The 15,427-nt window shown below is 37.6% G+C and carries 10 protein-coding genes; 8 read left to right on the forward strand and 2 right to left on the reverse strand.

The features are described from left to right. The first annotated feature begins 344 nt into the window (after positions 1–344). Positions 345–1,841, forward strand: coding sequence for a hypothetical protein (locus AAC073_RS07930; RefSeq protein WP_339923317.1), 1,497 nt, complete (start codon positions 345–347; stop codon positions 1,839–1,841). On the opposite strand, the gene AAC073_RS07935 is transcribed toward AAC073_RS07930, so the two are convergent. Together AAC073_RS07935 and AAC073_RS07940 are read right to left on the reverse strand one after the other, a co-directional pair. After that, the gene (locus tag AAC073_RS07935) at positions 1,830–6,824 is read right to left on the reverse strand and encodes a C25 family cysteine peptidase (RefSeq protein WP_339923318.1); all 4,995 of its coding nucleotides are present in this window, start codon (positions 6,822–6,824) and stop codon (positions 1,830–1,832) included. The genes AAC073_RS07930 and AAC073_RS07935 overlap by 12 nt on opposite strands. Before the next feature lie 46 nt (positions 6,825–6,870). Further along, on the reverse strand, positions 6,871–7,977 hold the full coding sequence (locus AAC073_RS07940; RefSeq protein ID WP_339923319.1) for a PorV/PorQ family protein: 1,107 nt from the start codon (positions 7,975–7,977) through the stop codon (positions 6,871–6,873). A 392-nt stretch (positions 7,978–8,369) separates the two neighbouring features. Here AAC073_RS07940 and AAC073_RS07945 point away from each other — a divergent pair, with 392 nt between their 5' ends. From AAC073_RS07945 to AAC073_RS07975, 7 genes are all read left to right on the forward strand, one after another. After that, the gene (locus tag AAC073_RS07945; RefSeq protein ID WP_339923320.1) at positions 8,370–8,708 is read left to right on the forward strand and encodes a PadR family transcriptional regulator; all 339 of its coding nucleotides are present in this window, start codon (positions 8,370–8,372) and stop codon (positions 8,706–8,708) included. Positions 8,709–8,758: 50 nt separating this feature from the next. Continuing rightward, the gene (locus tag AAC073_RS07950; protein ID WP_339923321.1) at positions 8,759–10,663 is read left to right on the forward strand and encodes a PspC domain-containing protein; all 1,905 of its coding nucleotides are present in this window, start codon (positions 8,759–8,761) and stop codon (positions 10,661–10,663) included. Between the two features lie 343 nt (positions 10,664–11,006). Beyond that, positions 11,007–12,407 carry an MBL fold metallo-hydrolase gene (locus AAC073_RS07955; protein WP_339923322.1) on the forward strand — a complete coding sequence of 467 codons (1,401 nt, stop codon included), beginning with the start codon at positions 11,007–11,009 and terminating at the stop codon, positions 12,405–12,407. A gap of 50 nt (positions 12,408–12,457) precedes the next feature. Beyond that, entirely contained in the window at positions 12,458–12,928 is a 471-nt protein-coding gene (locus AAC073_RS07960) for a carboxypeptidase regulatory-like domain-containing protein (protein ID WP_339923323.1), read from the forward strand. Positions 12,929–13,059: 131 nt separating this feature from the next. Beyond that, entirely contained in the window at positions 13,060–13,632 is a 573-nt protein-coding gene (locus AAC073_RS07965) for a sigma-70 family RNA polymerase sigma factor (RefSeq protein ID WP_339923324.1), read from the forward strand. Continuing rightward, on the forward strand, positions 13,622–14,383 hold the full coding sequence (locus tag AAC073_RS07970; RefSeq protein ID WP_339923325.1) for a hypothetical protein: 762 nt from the start codon (positions 13,622–13,624) through the stop codon (positions 14,381–14,383). The genes AAC073_RS07965 and AAC073_RS07970 overlap by 11 nt, the downstream gene beginning before the upstream one ends. 16 nt (positions 14,384–14,399) lie before the next feature. Further along, positions 14,400–15,425 carry a hypothetical protein gene (locus AAC073_RS07975; RefSeq protein ID WP_339923326.1) on the forward strand — a complete coding sequence of 342 codons (1,026 nt, stop codon included), beginning with the start codon at positions 14,400–14,402 and terminating at the stop codon, positions 15,423–15,425. Positions 15,426–15,427 lie beyond the last annotated feature (2 nt).

Genomic DNA, 15,427 nt, shown 5'->3' on the forward strand with positions numbered 1-15,427 from the left:
TTAGTAGGAAAAAGATGCGTAGAATACTTGCCCAAAACACAAGGCTTTTAAAATAAATGAAATAACCTATAATCACCTAACAACCGATGCTGAAATGCGCTCCAAAATCATCATCCTTATACGCGGCACAAAATTGGTCATTAGCTGGTGTTATAAAATCTATTTTTTTCCACCTGATTAATATTAATAACTTTAACGGGAATTGATAAACGAATTTAGAAGCAATGATTAAAAATCAAATGTCCCCAATGGTATTCGCATTCATCACAATGGAAATATGGATTAACCCAAATTAATGTACTTCATGAAATTTCACAAAACCTCATTTCATCAAAAAAATAATTATGTGTGAAATAGATCCAAATGCGGAAAAAAATCAATCCAAAAGTACAATTTACCCTATATTATTCCTTTTTTCAGCTATTTTATTGGGTGGTATTCTCGACTTCTGGAAATATGGACCTTATATAACTCAGGACACCATTGGTTACTTTAATATGATCCAAGGAAAGGGTGCTGATTTAACAACATTATCCCCTTTTTACGGCTTTATCCTCTCAATATTTCCCTTTACTCTTATTTCTATTTTCGATAGAATAATAGCATCAAGTGTACTTGTGTTTTTTTTAGCATTTTACCTGATTATAAAAATCTCCAATAAATCCGAACAGAATAGTACTAGTTATATGCTGGTTTTTGGAATCAGCCTATTTTCTTGGTGGTCCTTTAGGATTTTGGGAAGTGCGCATGCTGACAGCCATTTTTACATTATGTTTTTGCTTTGGGTATATCTTTTTGTTTGGAAAAAAGAAAAAAGCAAAAGGCACTTTTTATTCCTCTGCGGCCTTTCTGCATTAATGGTTTGGGTTAAACTAAACACATTGTTTCTAATTCCGCTGCTAACCCTATGGGTATTTATAAGCAAAGAAAAGTGGTGGATTTATGTTATCGGGTCAATAATTATTTCATGGCTTACCTACAAGTGGATCTTCCCTGAAAACATTTTAGACCTACACCTATCCCACCAAGTAATTCTTCTCCCTGATCAAGTATCTCCTATGGTTCTTCTTTATGAAAACATATCTTCTTGGTTTCAGGTGAATATTGGAATCATTCTTTCGGATCTTGTTACCGAACGTTTACCATTACCGTTCGCCTTTTCCCTTGGCTGTTTAAGCATTGTTTTACAATCATTTTACCTAACAAAATATCGGGAAAACTATGACAAACCTATTTTCAAGCTTCTTTTAATTAGCCTTGTTTACAGCTTGTTTTTCATCAGTTTTCAGCAATTCATTGGCTACAAGGAAATTAACTTTAGAACCTTATTCCCTCACCTTTTAGTACTTTCCATGGCTTTCTGGATGTACCTGATTCAGAACCATAGAAGAAATGCGATTTTAATAATTGCATCACTCATTACTTTCCATACCTTGGTAGGTCACTATATGATTTGGCAAAGAAATGATGTTTCTTCTCTTTTCTTGGCGAAAGAATTTGATAGGAGTAGTGAAAAAAAATCAATAGAAGAAATATTGGGAACTCAGCATCAACAGATTACCACTGACTCGCCTGAGAGAATTATGCTATCATTTTCAACGATGGATGTTTTCCAAATAGCACCCGAAAACCAATTCATCGAAGGGAAGAATTATCCACTTAATGAAAAAGAAAAAAAAGCAGAATACCAAAAAAACATTACCTCCCTATTAAAAGGTTCTGCAGTTATAGTTCTTTTTCATACAGACAGTCTTAAAATAGAACTAAACAATACCCCACAGATCAGTTCGATTACGGAAAATAGCATGGTGATCTTTTATCTAGATCAATCAGCGAAGTAAATACATTTTGCCATAGCCCTTCTTAAAGGCTTTGTCTGCTGAAGTATTTCTATGCTCCATGAATTGGCCATTTCTCCTAACCAGAACCCTATATATATAGACACCATTGGCCAATTGATCCCCAAACTCGTCTTTTCCATCCCATGCATAGTCTGTAATATTGTTTCCTATAGTAATTGGGCCAAGTTCGTCTTGAAAAATTTCTTTCACCACTTTGCCTGTTATGGTCATAATTTGAACCTTAATTTCATCAGGAATCTCTGCTCCAGTAAGGGTGAATACGAACCTCACACTACTGCTAAAGGGATTTGGATAGGGATAAAAATTAGTAATCTGACTTTCATTAATTACTTCGAAACTAACCTCATAAGGGACTGTACCCGCACTATTTCCTGCTCCATCGCTGGCATTAATTCTCAATGTATAAACACCATCAGCTAATGGACCAGGCTGAAATTCTATGGTGAAATCTGAAGTCTCCGTTGCTTCAAACCATTTAACCCTAGCATTGCTAAAACTTACTTTCTCAAAATCGCAGCCTTCACAAGGCTCTCGGAGCATTAATTCCATCCCCAAAGTATCCTGTTTTAAAGCAATTTTGTTCTCATCCTTTACTTTAGTAGAAATAATGACTGTTGGAGATACTATGTCTCCATTCATTATATATTTCCCATCAAAGTTCACATCCAAAACAGGGTTTAAATCGTCTCCTTTCACCTTAAAAAACTTGGGCAAATCCATTACATTATTCGTATAAATTTGCTCTGTTAATATTCTAGGATTGACAAATACGTTCAATGAATTATCTCCTGACTTACCTTTTGAATCAAAATCAATCGTGAAAACCGATGACTCACCAGCTCTCACAGCGGGTATTTTAGTCGTCTCCCGGGTTATCTTTCGCTGATCAATATTATAAAAAGAGTAATCTACCTGTATGGAATCAAAGAAATCATGTTTAGAAATATTGATAAATTCAAATGCCAACTGATCCTGCTCCCCTTCATTTAAAATCACTTCTTTCCGTTGATCTTTTAATATCAATACACCTTCAGCAACTCCGGTATAGGCCACCTGCCATTTAGACAACTGGGGCAATCTTTTGTCAGGTAAGTCTTCCAAGGAATAGCGTAACCTTAGGAAGGGATAGCTTGAGGCATCAAAGCTAGAAAGGTCTACAGTTTCGACATCGACATCTTGCAGCAAAGGCACTTCTCCACCATCTGGAGTCACCCCTACCACATCCATAGCACTTAGTGAAGGCTCAAACAAGTCTTTACTTTTCACCTCATTAAAAAAACTTACCCAATCAGACGCTGGCCCTACTTTTGGGGATAAAATGCTACCTGTAGGGAAGTAACCTTGAATATCTGTCTCAAAGGAAATTACCTGAGCATCTCGTGATATATCATTATCAATTGTGGGTACAACCTCAATCGCCTCTCCTGCTTTCATCCCTTTTCTTCCAAAAAGTATATAGGGATCACCCGTTTCTAAATTCCTCAAAGTTGCTTCGTTTGCACCTAACTCCTTTAACTTTATATAGGCTTCATCTGGCCAATCTGAAAAAGTCACGCGTCCAACAGAAAAAATAACGACGTAATCATCCTCTTTCATGCCATCCACAAAATCGAGAAGCATCGTTCTCCCCTCTCCCGTAATGTTTACATTGGAAATACTTTGAATAACTTGTGGCACCCTTCCACAAGATCGAGAATCTAACACATCAATGGTAACCAAAGGAACAGGTAAATAGGGCTCCAAAGTCCGGTGATCAAAAGCCATTAAGCCAAGCGTACCATTAGGGCAAAAACGATTAAAAGTGTCTAAAATATAAGCCACCCCATCGAGCATAATTTGTGTATTCTCCACACTGTATCCATCATTTTCTGATCCAAAGGTAAAAATATCGATATTTAGAGCTGTCTCTTGAAACTTCCAATTTTGATCAGACAAAGAGATATTCACATTGTAAAGTTGATTGTCCAAAAACTGCGGTAATTTCCTTTGTGTCCACCCTTCAGGACCTTCCTCAATATAAGAAAAACTGCTTTCCTTCCATGAAACATCTTCCCCTTCTCTAGGCGCTGAAAATTTTGTGCGCCAGTAATAAGTTAGTGAATCTACTTTAGGAATACCTTCGAATAAGTTCACTTCCCACCGGGCCAAGTTATTAGTCGTTATTCTGACTTCTTGTCTCTTGGGACTGGAAAAGTCGGAGGCAGTATCTAACTGAATTACTAAATTCCTTTGTTCAGTAGCCAAACCAGGGATTTGAGCAATTAATTCTAAATTGGTCTCATTTACGATACCAAAATCTATCGGAAATAAGTTTAGGGTTCCACTCAATGGAACAAAAAACGTTACGGAAACAGTGTTATTGGCATAAGTCATTTCTTCAATCTCCCGACTTTTATTCACAGTAATAGTAAACACATTGTCTCCAAATGAATTTATACCAGAATTAGGGATGGCAAGAAACAAAGTATCCAGCCTAAATATAGGCTCAATAGCACTTACTGGTAGGGTTATGACTGAGCCGTCAGGCAATTGACGCCTGACATCAATGCCCACTTCTCCCAAATCAACAATACCTAAATTTCTAATTGGGATGGTCAATTGCAAAGTGTCAGAGAGCGAATTCAGGACTTGATCATTGACACCGCCCAATTCTACTTCCTCTGCGTAAATGGCATAGTCAGCCTTATTTGCCGGGAAAATTCTAGCGGCAGGATCCCCCAACATAATTATTTGGTTGGCATGTGATTGGTTAACTTCCGAAGAGCCATACCTGGAGTAGAACAATTTTTCTGCTTTAAGCTTAACTTTACCCAAATTCTGGTAAATCATACTTGAATCCGCAAATGCAGTATTGTAAAAAGATTCGCTAAACCTTCTCAAATAAACATCTATGCCTATATCTGCATGTGCCAAAAAGTTAGAAGCCCCACGATCTGGGGTAATGATCCAATCCTCACCAAAGGTATAAGCATCGCCAAATGCATTTCCTGCATCGCATCCATTTAGAAGTAAAACTGGATATTTACCTTTATTCCTATACCCCATCTCACTGACACTCGCAAAACCAATGTCTATATCAGTGGTAGAAGGGGCTGCATGCCCGAAAAAAGTCACAAGACTGACCCCATCATTTACCTGTTCTGAAATATTAATCAATTCTGTGGTTTCATTTGACCTTTTTCTAATGGTCTCGACATTTCCTCCTAAATAAACATCCTCTGCGGTCACTTTAAAACCATTAAGAAAATTATAAAACCGCTCTAGCTCAAAAGCTGACCTCCCACCACTTAGGTGCATCAGGTTTTTTTGCCATGTTTCAGAAACGCCAAGTGCATCTTTTTCCTTTATTTTATCCAGGTAGGCGGCAACATCATTGGGAGTCCTGGCAGGTATCCGGCCTACGCTTATTTTTCTCTCCAGAGGTTCGGAGGAGTCCAAACCTATCACAAAACGATTGTCAGAGTAAGGAAACCCAAAAGTTGGAACGAGTTCTTGAAATGTGAAAACAGCAGGATTATTCCTATAATAATAGGTGATACCTGAGGACCTTCTTGTATTAATCATCCCATAAGCCCTTCCAATCAACAGAAGGTTTTCAGGGACATATTTTTTTTGATAGCTTTCCAAGAAGCGCCTAATTCCTAAGGGAGACTTTTCTCCAAAGGAGAACTGATCATATAAATCCTGAACATTGACAGTAAGTGTGTCAAAACCTCCCCCTAAAGGCGTAGCCCTATAGGAGGCATATGCGCCTACCGGATCTCCATAATTGTCCGCTGGCTTTCTTAAGATTTCATGGGATACAATAATAAAGTTGGCTTGTTGATTGAGCAAATCTCTAAACCTTAGCTTTTTTAAAACATTTAATTCGATTATATTTTTTTGATTTTGGACAAAAACCTTACTTGGCCCAGCGCCAGTTGGAATTCTTAATTCATTGCCTAACTGTCTAATTTCTAACCTTATAGGATTATTAATATCTGTAATATTGAAGGCATTATAATCCTCATCTGCCTCTTTTATAACTAATTCTTTATCTCCATCCTTAAATTCAAAGGTCTTCGTTTCAAATTCTCCCGAAAAATTCGCTGAACTATAATTTACTTGGGCATAGTTAACAGAAAGGTTATCAAGACCATTGTCCACTCCCATAGCAGTTATTTTAATAAAAAAATCACCGGTTTCAGAAAAATCAGTTAATTGAAGCGCTTCTGTCACCACTAGATTTTCATAATCTTCAAAAGTAAATTGCCCTATTTCTCTCAAGCTGTTTGCTGTAGGCCCTATGGAAACAGAGGCCTTGTGAGAACTTTCAGACCGACCAACCAAACTAAGGGATAACTCGGCTGGTGAATCTCCATTCACTACTTGTCCAAGTTTATCAAATATTAAAGTTCTACTTCGTCCCCTAGAAATTATTGTTGAAGTCCAACCCTGCCCCTGGTCATATTTAGACAATCGAACACCTGGAAAATACTCCCTTCCCATGGTATATTGTTCTGAAAATTGCTGGAGGGCTTCTAACCTATAGTTGTTTACTTGGTCCATTCCTTCTCCTGCCGAAGATAAGACCATGCGTTTCCCCACTTCTCCAGGAGCGATGGTAAGAAAATAAGCAGTAGTATCATTATAAGTATTATAATGAGGGTTTGTCATCCAAGATTCATCCTCATACAATAGTTTATCCAAGGTTCCATCATTCCTTTTGCCTACAAACTCCAAATAATCATTTTGATCAAAGGAACCGTCTTGCTGACCACTAACATACACAGCTACTTCCTCACCCCTATGAAAAACCTTAATTTCTCGAGGATCCAAACCCTCCATGGAAACCCCTGAGGCAGAAAGAGTGGTATAGCTCAACCTGTAAACACCATCAGCGTAAGTGGGTATTTTATAATAATCACGATCATAATTCAACCATTGACTAGACTGCCCATTTACAAAAAAATGCGCAAACATACACGCCAGCAATAAGGCAGTGCGGAATATCCTGGTTTTGTTTTTTCTACAAGCCATCATACAACCTAAAACCAGGCTTTAAGGGATTAAGAGAAACTTTCACGCTAAAAACATGAGAATAGGGAGTTTCTGATATACTTCCAATATCGGTAAGCGCATAGTCTACTAAAACGGCTTCACTTACCCTGAATCCTAGCCCAAACCCAGGTTGGACCGAAGTATATTTAGTGCCATCAAAATCTTTCAAGGATTGCATATTCCCAACCCCAACTCTAAAAAAAGCGGATTGCCGATAATCCAGCTCCACACCAAACTTGGGCGACAAATTAAAGAGATCGCTACCATATAAGGTATTTCTTTGTCCATCAAAAGTAAGATCCAAATCCAGCACGGTCAATAAATCAACCTCGCTAGTAAGCTCGAAACTCCGAGATAGGCTTAAAGTGGCTCTGGGCAGCGTCAGCTCTATACTATTGATAGGTATTTCATTTTGTGTTTGAGCGTAAATTTCCCTCACCAGTTCAGCATTGTGAGACCAAGCGTTGAAGGTGGTGGTAATGTCTCTGGCCATCAATCCTATTCGCCAACCATTTTCTATATAAATGGCGCCGAAATCTAATCCAAACCCCCAAGCTTTGGCAAATTTTCCGACATTCCGGTGAATCACCTTGGCATTAACACCCATTTTAAAATAATCGCTTATGTCACGTGCAAAAGACAGCACCAAAGCATAATCAGCAGCATTAAAAAACTGTATATTATCATAATTCAATGCCCCATTGGCATCGTATAAAAACCTCGTGTCAGGAATATCATCTACACCAAACCTAATAAGAGAAATAGCTATCTGATTGTCTTCTTGAATATTTGTGGAATAACCTGCAAAATCAAATTTTGCAATTCCTGCAAAATATTCTGCATGCATTAACGAGAATTCGTGTTCATGCTTGATACCCAATAAGCCGGCAGGATTCCAATATGCAGCTGTGACATCGTTCACTGCAGACACCTGGGCCCCTGCCATTCCTAGAGCCCGGGCCCCAATTCCAATGTTCATGAATTCGTTGGAATATTTGGGAGCAATTCCCTGTGCACCTACAGCTCCAGACAGCAAAATCCCCACCAACACACAAAAATTTGCCCTACTAAACATGAGTTTAAATAATAATTCTTTCGCAAAGTAAAAAGAAAATACCATTGTAAATATTTTGAAATTGAAAAATTATGGAGGGTTTTGTTCGGGATTGTCCAATTGCGAACAATAAACTGTTCGATGCCATCACTATCACCTCGGAATTATTGAGGAGCCTTTTTAAATTAAAAAAAAAGGAAATAATTACCACATTAATTAATTCTACTGTAATCTGCTTTTAAAACGAAAAATAACGCATTTTAACACAATTACTGACATAAGATTCACCTTAGAATACATTGGAATTTGGTATTACCCACTAGTCAATAATAAGTTGGTATTATTTTTCTAACTGAAATTTATAATTATCAAAAAAGTGACTTTAACAAAAACATTTCTTTTAATAAAAAAACATGAAAGCTTCAAACACCCAAACCCAGATGCGGAAAGGGATATTGGAATTCTGCATATTACATATCATCTCTCGAGGAGAAGTCTATGCCACTGATTTGATAGAAGAGCTAAAAACTGCTCAAATGTTAATTGTAGAAGGAACCTTATATCCCGTATTAAATAGACTTAAAAACAGCAACCTGGCTTCATACAAATGGGTGGAATCTGATTTAGGTCCTCCCCGAAAATATTATTCTATTACGCCTGAAGGATTGGCGTTTTTAAATGATCTTCAAAAAACATGGGCAGCTCTGGATACCTCCGTCAATCAAATTATTACGAAAGCTAAAAAGGAATAGCTTCTATCAAGCTATTACAATTTATTTTCTTGACCTTAGTCATTTAAATCATGAAAAAGACAATCAGCATAAATATCAGTGGCATCCTTTTCCATATTGAAGAAGATGGATATACTGCATTAAAGAACTATTTAGATGCAATCAACCAACATTTTTCTCATTATGAGGGCAATCAAGAAATCATTACCGATATCGAAAATAGGATTGCAGAAATTTTCCTCAGCAACCTAAAAAACAACAAGCAAGTTATCACAGCAGATAACGTCTCCAATCTTATCCAGAAAATGGGTACAATAGCAGATTTCAAGGCTATTGAACAAGATATGGGGACAGAAGAGCCCCAAGCGGAGGAATCGGGCAATGACTTTTATAAATATGTAACGCCCCCAGAACAAAATGCAGGTAAAGGATATAAAAAGTTAACAAGGCTCGTCAATGGCAAAATTCTGGGTGGCGTTTGTGCAGGGTTTGCGCACTACTTCTCCATCGACCCATTATGGACAAGGCTCATCACCATATTATTATTATTTAGCGGAGGCTTACATTTTAATGGACTTCATCTTCCATTTTTTTCGGAAGGATTTGAAATAGACACAGCAATTGGCTGGTGGACAATAATAGCTTATATATTATTATGGATCATACTCCCTGTTTCCTATGACAAACCGGAAGACAAAAACATAAAAAAGCTATACAGAAACCCAGATGACAGGGTCTTAGGAGGTGTGGGTAGCGGTTTATCTGCCTATTTTGATATTGATGTGATTTGGGTTCGCCTGGCCTTTGTAGGATTAACCTTTGCTGGTGGGTCTGGGTTCGTACTTTATTTTATCCTATGGATTATCACGCCCATGGCCAAGTCCATTACTGAACGAATTGAAATGAAGGGAGGAGCGATAACTTTGAGCAATATTGAAACTACCATTCAGCAAAATTTATCCACTGAAAATCCTAAGGAGGAATCCACCTCAAAAAAATTATTGCTCGCTCCTTTCCGGTTTTTAGGTCGCGCAATAAATCTATTGGGAAAGGCCCTTGGACCATTCGGCGCATTTTTATTGGCCATCGTCAGGGTTATTTTTGGCCTTTTCATTTTCACCTTGGGAATGATTATTTTAATTGTCCCACTTGCCTTTTTGGGGCTTTATACTGAGATGCTTTCCAACAACGATTGGTCAGGTATGTTTGACGGGTTCCCGATCAATACCATTGCCGAACTACTCCCTGTATGGCTGGCCATTGCACTATCCATAATTGTGTTTATTCCGAGTATCGTATTGGTACTATTAGGAATAAGTGTTTTGATTAAGAGGAACCTGATAGATGGTAGGTTTGGCTTGGTGATCTTTGGTATTTGGATTATGTGTATCCTAGCAGGGGCTTTCCAAGCACCAAAAATAATAGGCCAGTTTAAATCTGAGGGAAGTTTCACGGTAGACCAAACAATGGACATGCCTGAGGAAATTCTTGTATTGACCGCGGATAGGAGTGGAATCGACGAAGGTGAACTTGGCCTTGTAAAACTCCAGCTGAAAGGGCATGAAAAAAATGAAATGCTTGTCAATCAGAAATTTATTTCAAAAGGCTCTAATAATAAGGATGCCATTGAGAATGCTTCAAAAGTGTCTTATGAATTAGTCCTTACAGATAGTGTACTGGTTTTTGACAAGAGCCTTTCTTTTCCTGATTCGACCAAATTCAGGATGCAGCGTTTGGATCAAACCTTGTACATTCCTCAAAATAAAGCTTTTGTTGTTGACCGAAAACTACTGTCAATAATTAAATACAGCTTTGGCCAGGATGGGTACAAAAGCAGGGATGTCAACAACCGGAACTTTTGGGTGTTCAATGAAAACGGACTACTTTGCTTAAACTGTACCAATGACCATAAGCAATCGCCAGCTGACAGTGTCTCCCGGTCCATTTATAAGAATAGTTATTTTATGGAAAAATAGTCATCCAGCTGTTTGACTAGTGGAAATTGCCGTAAAAAGTTATCCTTAAAATTTGCCCGCCGGATTATTTTATGAGGAAGAAAGAAACAAACCCCTATTGAACATTGACATTCAAAACAAGTAGCTAATTTGTAGTGAATTAGCCGCTTGTGTTTAAGTATAACATACATTCCTATAGACCGTCATTACTACAGCGACACCAGTAAAAAACAGTTTTAGAGTTAGCCAGTAACTTCCTTCCTTTAAACTTAGGATTAAAAAGAATAAAATTATATTTTACATAGGAAACATAGCCTAACCCAAGAAATGATATAGGCCGACAAAAGCTCAAATTGTTAAAACCATGGATGTAAAAGTAAAATTCCTAGGAGCTGCTGGCACAGTTACAGGTTCAAGATTTTTCTTAGAAATAGGCGCACTTAAAGTTCTTGTGGATTGCGGTTTGTTTCAGGGCATAAAAGAGAACCGGTTAAGAAATCGAGAAACTTTCCCAATAACACCAGATTCAATAGATGTAGTCTTATTAACCCATGCTCATATTGACCATTCAGGATACCTGCCCAAACTTATAAAAGATGGCTTCAAAGGCCCAATTTACCTTACTGAAGCTTCACTTGAATTGGTGAAGATCTTGCTATTGGATGCTGGGAAATTGCAGGAAGAAGAGGCCAAGTTTGCAAGAAAAAAGGGGTACTCCAAACATGAAAATCCCGAGCCATTGTTCACCAGAGAAGATGCGGAAAACGTCTTTCCTAACTTGCACCCCATATCTTTCAACCAAGAAGTAAAAATCAATGAAAGCTTAAGTTTAGTTGCCTATAATGCGGGGCATATCCTTGGTGCAGCCATATTAAAATTGCAAATCAAAGGCGATCAACAGGAAAAAAGCATAGTATTTTCGGGCGATCTCGGACGGTTCAAAGATCCAATTTTAAATCCCCCCGCTGAAATCCCATTTGTCGATGTATTGTTTTTAGAGTCCACATATGGGGACCGAGTCAATGAATCAAGCGAAATAGACAGGCAGTTGGGAAAAGTAATTCGAGAAACTTGTAATAATGGCGGCGTTGCCCTTATACCTTCTTTTGCTGTTGGTAGAACTCAAATGATTCTTTTCTACCTCCATCGTCTGCAGCAAAAAGGGTTTATACCTCAGGTACCTATTTATATTGACAGCCCTATGGCCATTGATGTTACAGGCTTATACAAGAAATTTCCAGAATACCACCATTTAGCACCCTCTTTGGAAAACCATGAATCCAATCCATTTCATCACAAAAACCTCCATTATTATAGGGACCAGGAATCCTCTATTAGCTTAAACAATGTAAAAAGCCATGCTATAATCATATCTGCAAGCGGCATGGCAACTGGAGGCAGGATTTTACACCATCTTTACCACCGTTTACCAAACAAACAGGACAGTGTAGTGTTTGTAGGCTATCAAGCCGAAGGCACCAGAGGCCGTAAAATCCTAGAAGGAGATGAAACATGTTGGATTTATGGCATAGCCATTCCTGTCAAGGCGAAAACTTATTTTATTGATGGATTATCGGCACATGCTGACCAAAAAGAGTTGGTAGATTGGTGCGACAATTTCATTACAAAACCAAAATTCACCTTCTTAATTCATGGTGAGCCCAAGGCCCGTGAAGAATTGGCCGGAATTTTGAAAGAAAAATATGATTGGAACACCATAAATCCAGAATACCTGGAGTCCTTTGTATTATTCACAGGTATTTAAAGATAAGGTCTGCATTTCAATAATGGTAAACGAACTTTAATTGAGTCCTGATGAATAAATTTTCTAGTTTAATATATGTCTGTATTCTGTCCTTATTTTTATTCAGTTCATGTAAAACCAATAAAATAAGTACCCAGGGAATTAAAGGGCAAATTTTTTGGGTAGAGGGAAATCAAATGCCTCAGGCTACAAGTGAGGGCTCTAAATCTGTTTCTCCTGCGGCTAAAAAGCCCGTTAAAAGAACAATTCAAATCCATCAACTCACACACATTAATGAGGCTAGTTTAGGTGATTACCTATTTGGAAACATTGAGACCCCTCTAGTTGCCTCGGTGGAAACTAATAATGAGGGTGAATTTTCAGTAAAACTTCCGCCTGGCAAATATTCGATTTTCACTGTAGAAGAAAAGGGGTATTTCGCTAGTATCTTTGACCTAGACAGCTATATTCACCCAGTGAAGGTGGAAGAAAACGAATGGAGTAAAATTGAAATAACCATAGATTATAAAGCTTCTTTCTAAATTTCAATTTATTGATTATCAAATTTTTACCTTAATAAAACTTTAATTATTTAATTTTTGTTAATTTTTACACCTTTGGCATGCAACCTTTTTTAACTCAAAGGTATCTACCTTATTGAAAGCAAAAAAAAATGTCGTCCAAAGAAAACTTTACAGATAAAGAGATCGCTCTGATCAAAGGTTGCCTTAAAGGAGACAGAAAAAGCCAAAGAGGTTTATACGACCAGTTTTCTGGAAAATTTCTAAGTATTTGTTTGCGTTATATTAAAGACCACGACCTGGCTCAGGACGTGATGGTGGAGGGATTTATGAAGATATTTCAAAATTTAAACACTTACAGGAGTGAGGGAAGTTTTGAAGGATGGATGAAAAGAATAATGGTAACACAAGCTTTACTTACCCTTAGAAAAAACAAGAAGTTGCTTATGGAAGTGGATTGGGAGGATCAAAACCATATTGCTTCTCCAAATCTGATTCTTGGTAATATAGAAGCGGAAGAGTTGTTAAAACTAGTTGCCTCCCTTCCTGTTGGCTATAGAACGGTTTTCAACCTCTATGCCATAGAAGGTTATACACATAAAGAGATTAGCGAGTTATTAGGAATCGCAGAAAATACCTCCAAGTCTCAACTAAGCAGAGCCAGGTCACTTCTACAAAAGCAAATAGCTCCCAGTTCATTAAAAATAAAAAGCGATGGCAGATAAAATAAATAATTTAGACAAATTGTTTAAAAGCACTTTAGCCAATCATGCCGTTACTCCTAACCCGGAAGTTTGGGATAAATTGTCTTGTCGGTTGGACAATAAAGAAAAACCTGTCATGCTCATCTGGTGGAAATGGGTAGCAGCTGCGGCTGTGGTTTTAATTTCATTTTGGTTGATGTATAACCCTTTAGATCAAAATTTGAAAAACATCGCTACTTTATCCGTAAGTGACACCAAGTTAATTGAAAAAGCACCTTTCAGTATCCCTCCTATTAGGAAACTCATAAAGAAAGATAATATCAATTCAATAGATGCAAATTTACAAACACATGCCAATAAAATAGAAGCACAGAAAAGCTCCACTGCCAAAAGAGATGAATCTTTAGCTGTGGTAAAAAAGGCAGAACCAAAAAGTGACCGCTCTAGGGAGCAACTTCATCAGGTTTTAGAAGACATTGACATTCCAAAAAGGAATGTTTTAACAACAGCCTCTATTGATCAACATACTTTTGATCCGAACATAGCTTTGGTGGAAGAAGAGAAAAAGGATACCAAAATTGATTATAGCGTAAAGATAGTCTCGAATGGCTATGCTATCCAGCCAGAAAAAGAAAAGCTGGTGGAAGAGCTTGAGAATAAAATAGGTGGCTTTTTCACAAAAGTCGATGAGGGTTTTGGAGGCTTACAAGATGCCAAAAACAATCTATTCGCTTCTCTTACAACAAAACGTGATAAAAGAAAAACTAACTAACTATATATTTAGAAATATGAAAAGATATTTAATGCTCTCAATACTTATTGCATTGGTTCAGGTGGCATTCGCATTCCCGACAATTCCAGAGGACAAACCTCTGAATGACAGCATCATTGTTGAGTTTGGAAGCTCAGGAAAAATGGTATTTGTAATTGATAATCCTGATGATTTCGAAAGATTAAAAAAAATGGACATCAATCAAATAATAAAAGAGCTTGATTTGCCAACTTCCTCGAAAAATGGTGAGCTCACTGTTGTGGAGATTAAACAAAAAGACGGCCATAAAGAAATAGTAACCATTTATGAAGACACAGACGAGACCGAAGTAACTGTAGGAAGATACAAGGTAATTGTGGATGAATCAGGTAACCGTACCAAAGTAAAAATAATCACCGGTCCTAAAAAAGAAAAAGATCCTGACTTCCGAACTTATATCAATACAGATATAGGTATTAATACACTATTTGAAAATGGAAATATTCCAGGAGATGGGAATGCTTACAGCCCAAAAGGCTGGGGCAGTTGGAACATTGGTTGGAACTGGATGGCCAGTCAAAAACTATCCAAAGGTAAATATTGGGATTTCGGCCTTGGGTTGAGCTGGTACAATTTCAAACTTGACAATCCCAATTATCAAATATTGGGAACAGAAAACGGTGTAGCTTTTGTCAACCGAACAGACGTCAATGGTTTTAAAAGTAAGGTATCGGCTTCGTATTTAAATGTGCTTACCATGTACAGGTTAGACTTTGGTAAATTAAATGATAGTGGTCGAGATGGCCTTCGCGTGGCCATTGGCCCTTACGCTGGATATAGATTGGGAGGAAGAAGTAAATTTGTCTACAGAGAAATCGGTGGTTCGGGTCGTAAAAAAGACAAAACATCTGCTGGAGGCTATTTAAACAATGTCAGGTTTGGAATCAGAGGTGAAATAGGTTTTAGAAGCGTAACTTTCTTTAGCACCTATGACTTTAACCCTTTGTTTCAGCAACCTTTAAACCCAAATCTTCATCCCTTTAGTTTTGGGCTAGTATTTTAATA

This window comes from uncultured Cyclobacterium sp. (genome assembly GCF_963977555.1).
GTDB lineage: Bacteria > Bacteroidota > Bacteroidia > Cytophagales > Cyclobacteriaceae > Cyclobacterium.

Excerpts from the sequence above, each read along its gene's own strand:
- AAC073_RS07930 (WP_339923317.1), top strand. The coding sequence starts at position 345 with ATGTGTGAAATAGATCCAAATGCGGAAAAAAATCAATCCAAAAGTACA.
- AAC073_RS07955 (WP_339923322.1), top strand. The coding sequence starts at position 11,007 with ATGGATGTAAAAGTAAAATTCCTAGGAGCTGCTGGCACAGTTACAGGT.
- AAC073_RS07935 (WP_339923318.1), bottom strand. The coding sequence starts at position 6,824 with ATGTTTGCGCATTTTTTTGTAAATGGGCAGTCTAGTCAATGGTTGAAT.
- AAC073_RS07950 (WP_339923321.1), top strand. The coding sequence starts at position 8,759 with ATGAAAAAGACAATCAGCATAAATATCAGTGGCATCCTTTTCCATATT.
- AAC073_RS07965 (WP_339923324.1), top strand. The coding sequence starts at position 13,060 with ATGTCGTCCAAAGAAAACTTTACAGATAAAGAGATCGCTCTGATCAAA.
- AAC073_RS07960 (WP_339923323.1), top strand. The coding sequence starts at position 12,458 with ATGAATAAATTTTCTAGTTTAATATATGTCTGTATTCTGTCCTTATTT.
- AAC073_RS07975 (WP_339923326.1), top strand. The coding sequence starts at position 14,400 with ATGAAAAGATATTTAATGCTCTCAATACTTATTGCATTGGTTCAGGTG.
- AAC073_RS07970 (WP_339923325.1), top strand. The coding sequence starts at position 13,622 with ATGGCAGATAAAATAAATAATTTAGACAAATTGTTTAAAAGCACTTTA.
- AAC073_RS07945 (WP_339923320.1), top strand. The coding sequence starts at position 8,370 with ATGAAAGCTTCAAACACCCAAACCCAGATGCGGAAAGGGATATTGGAA.
- AAC073_RS07940 (WP_339923319.1), bottom strand. The coding sequence starts at position 7,977 with ATGTTTAGTAGGGCAAATTTTTGTGTGTTGGTGGGGATTTTGCTGTCT.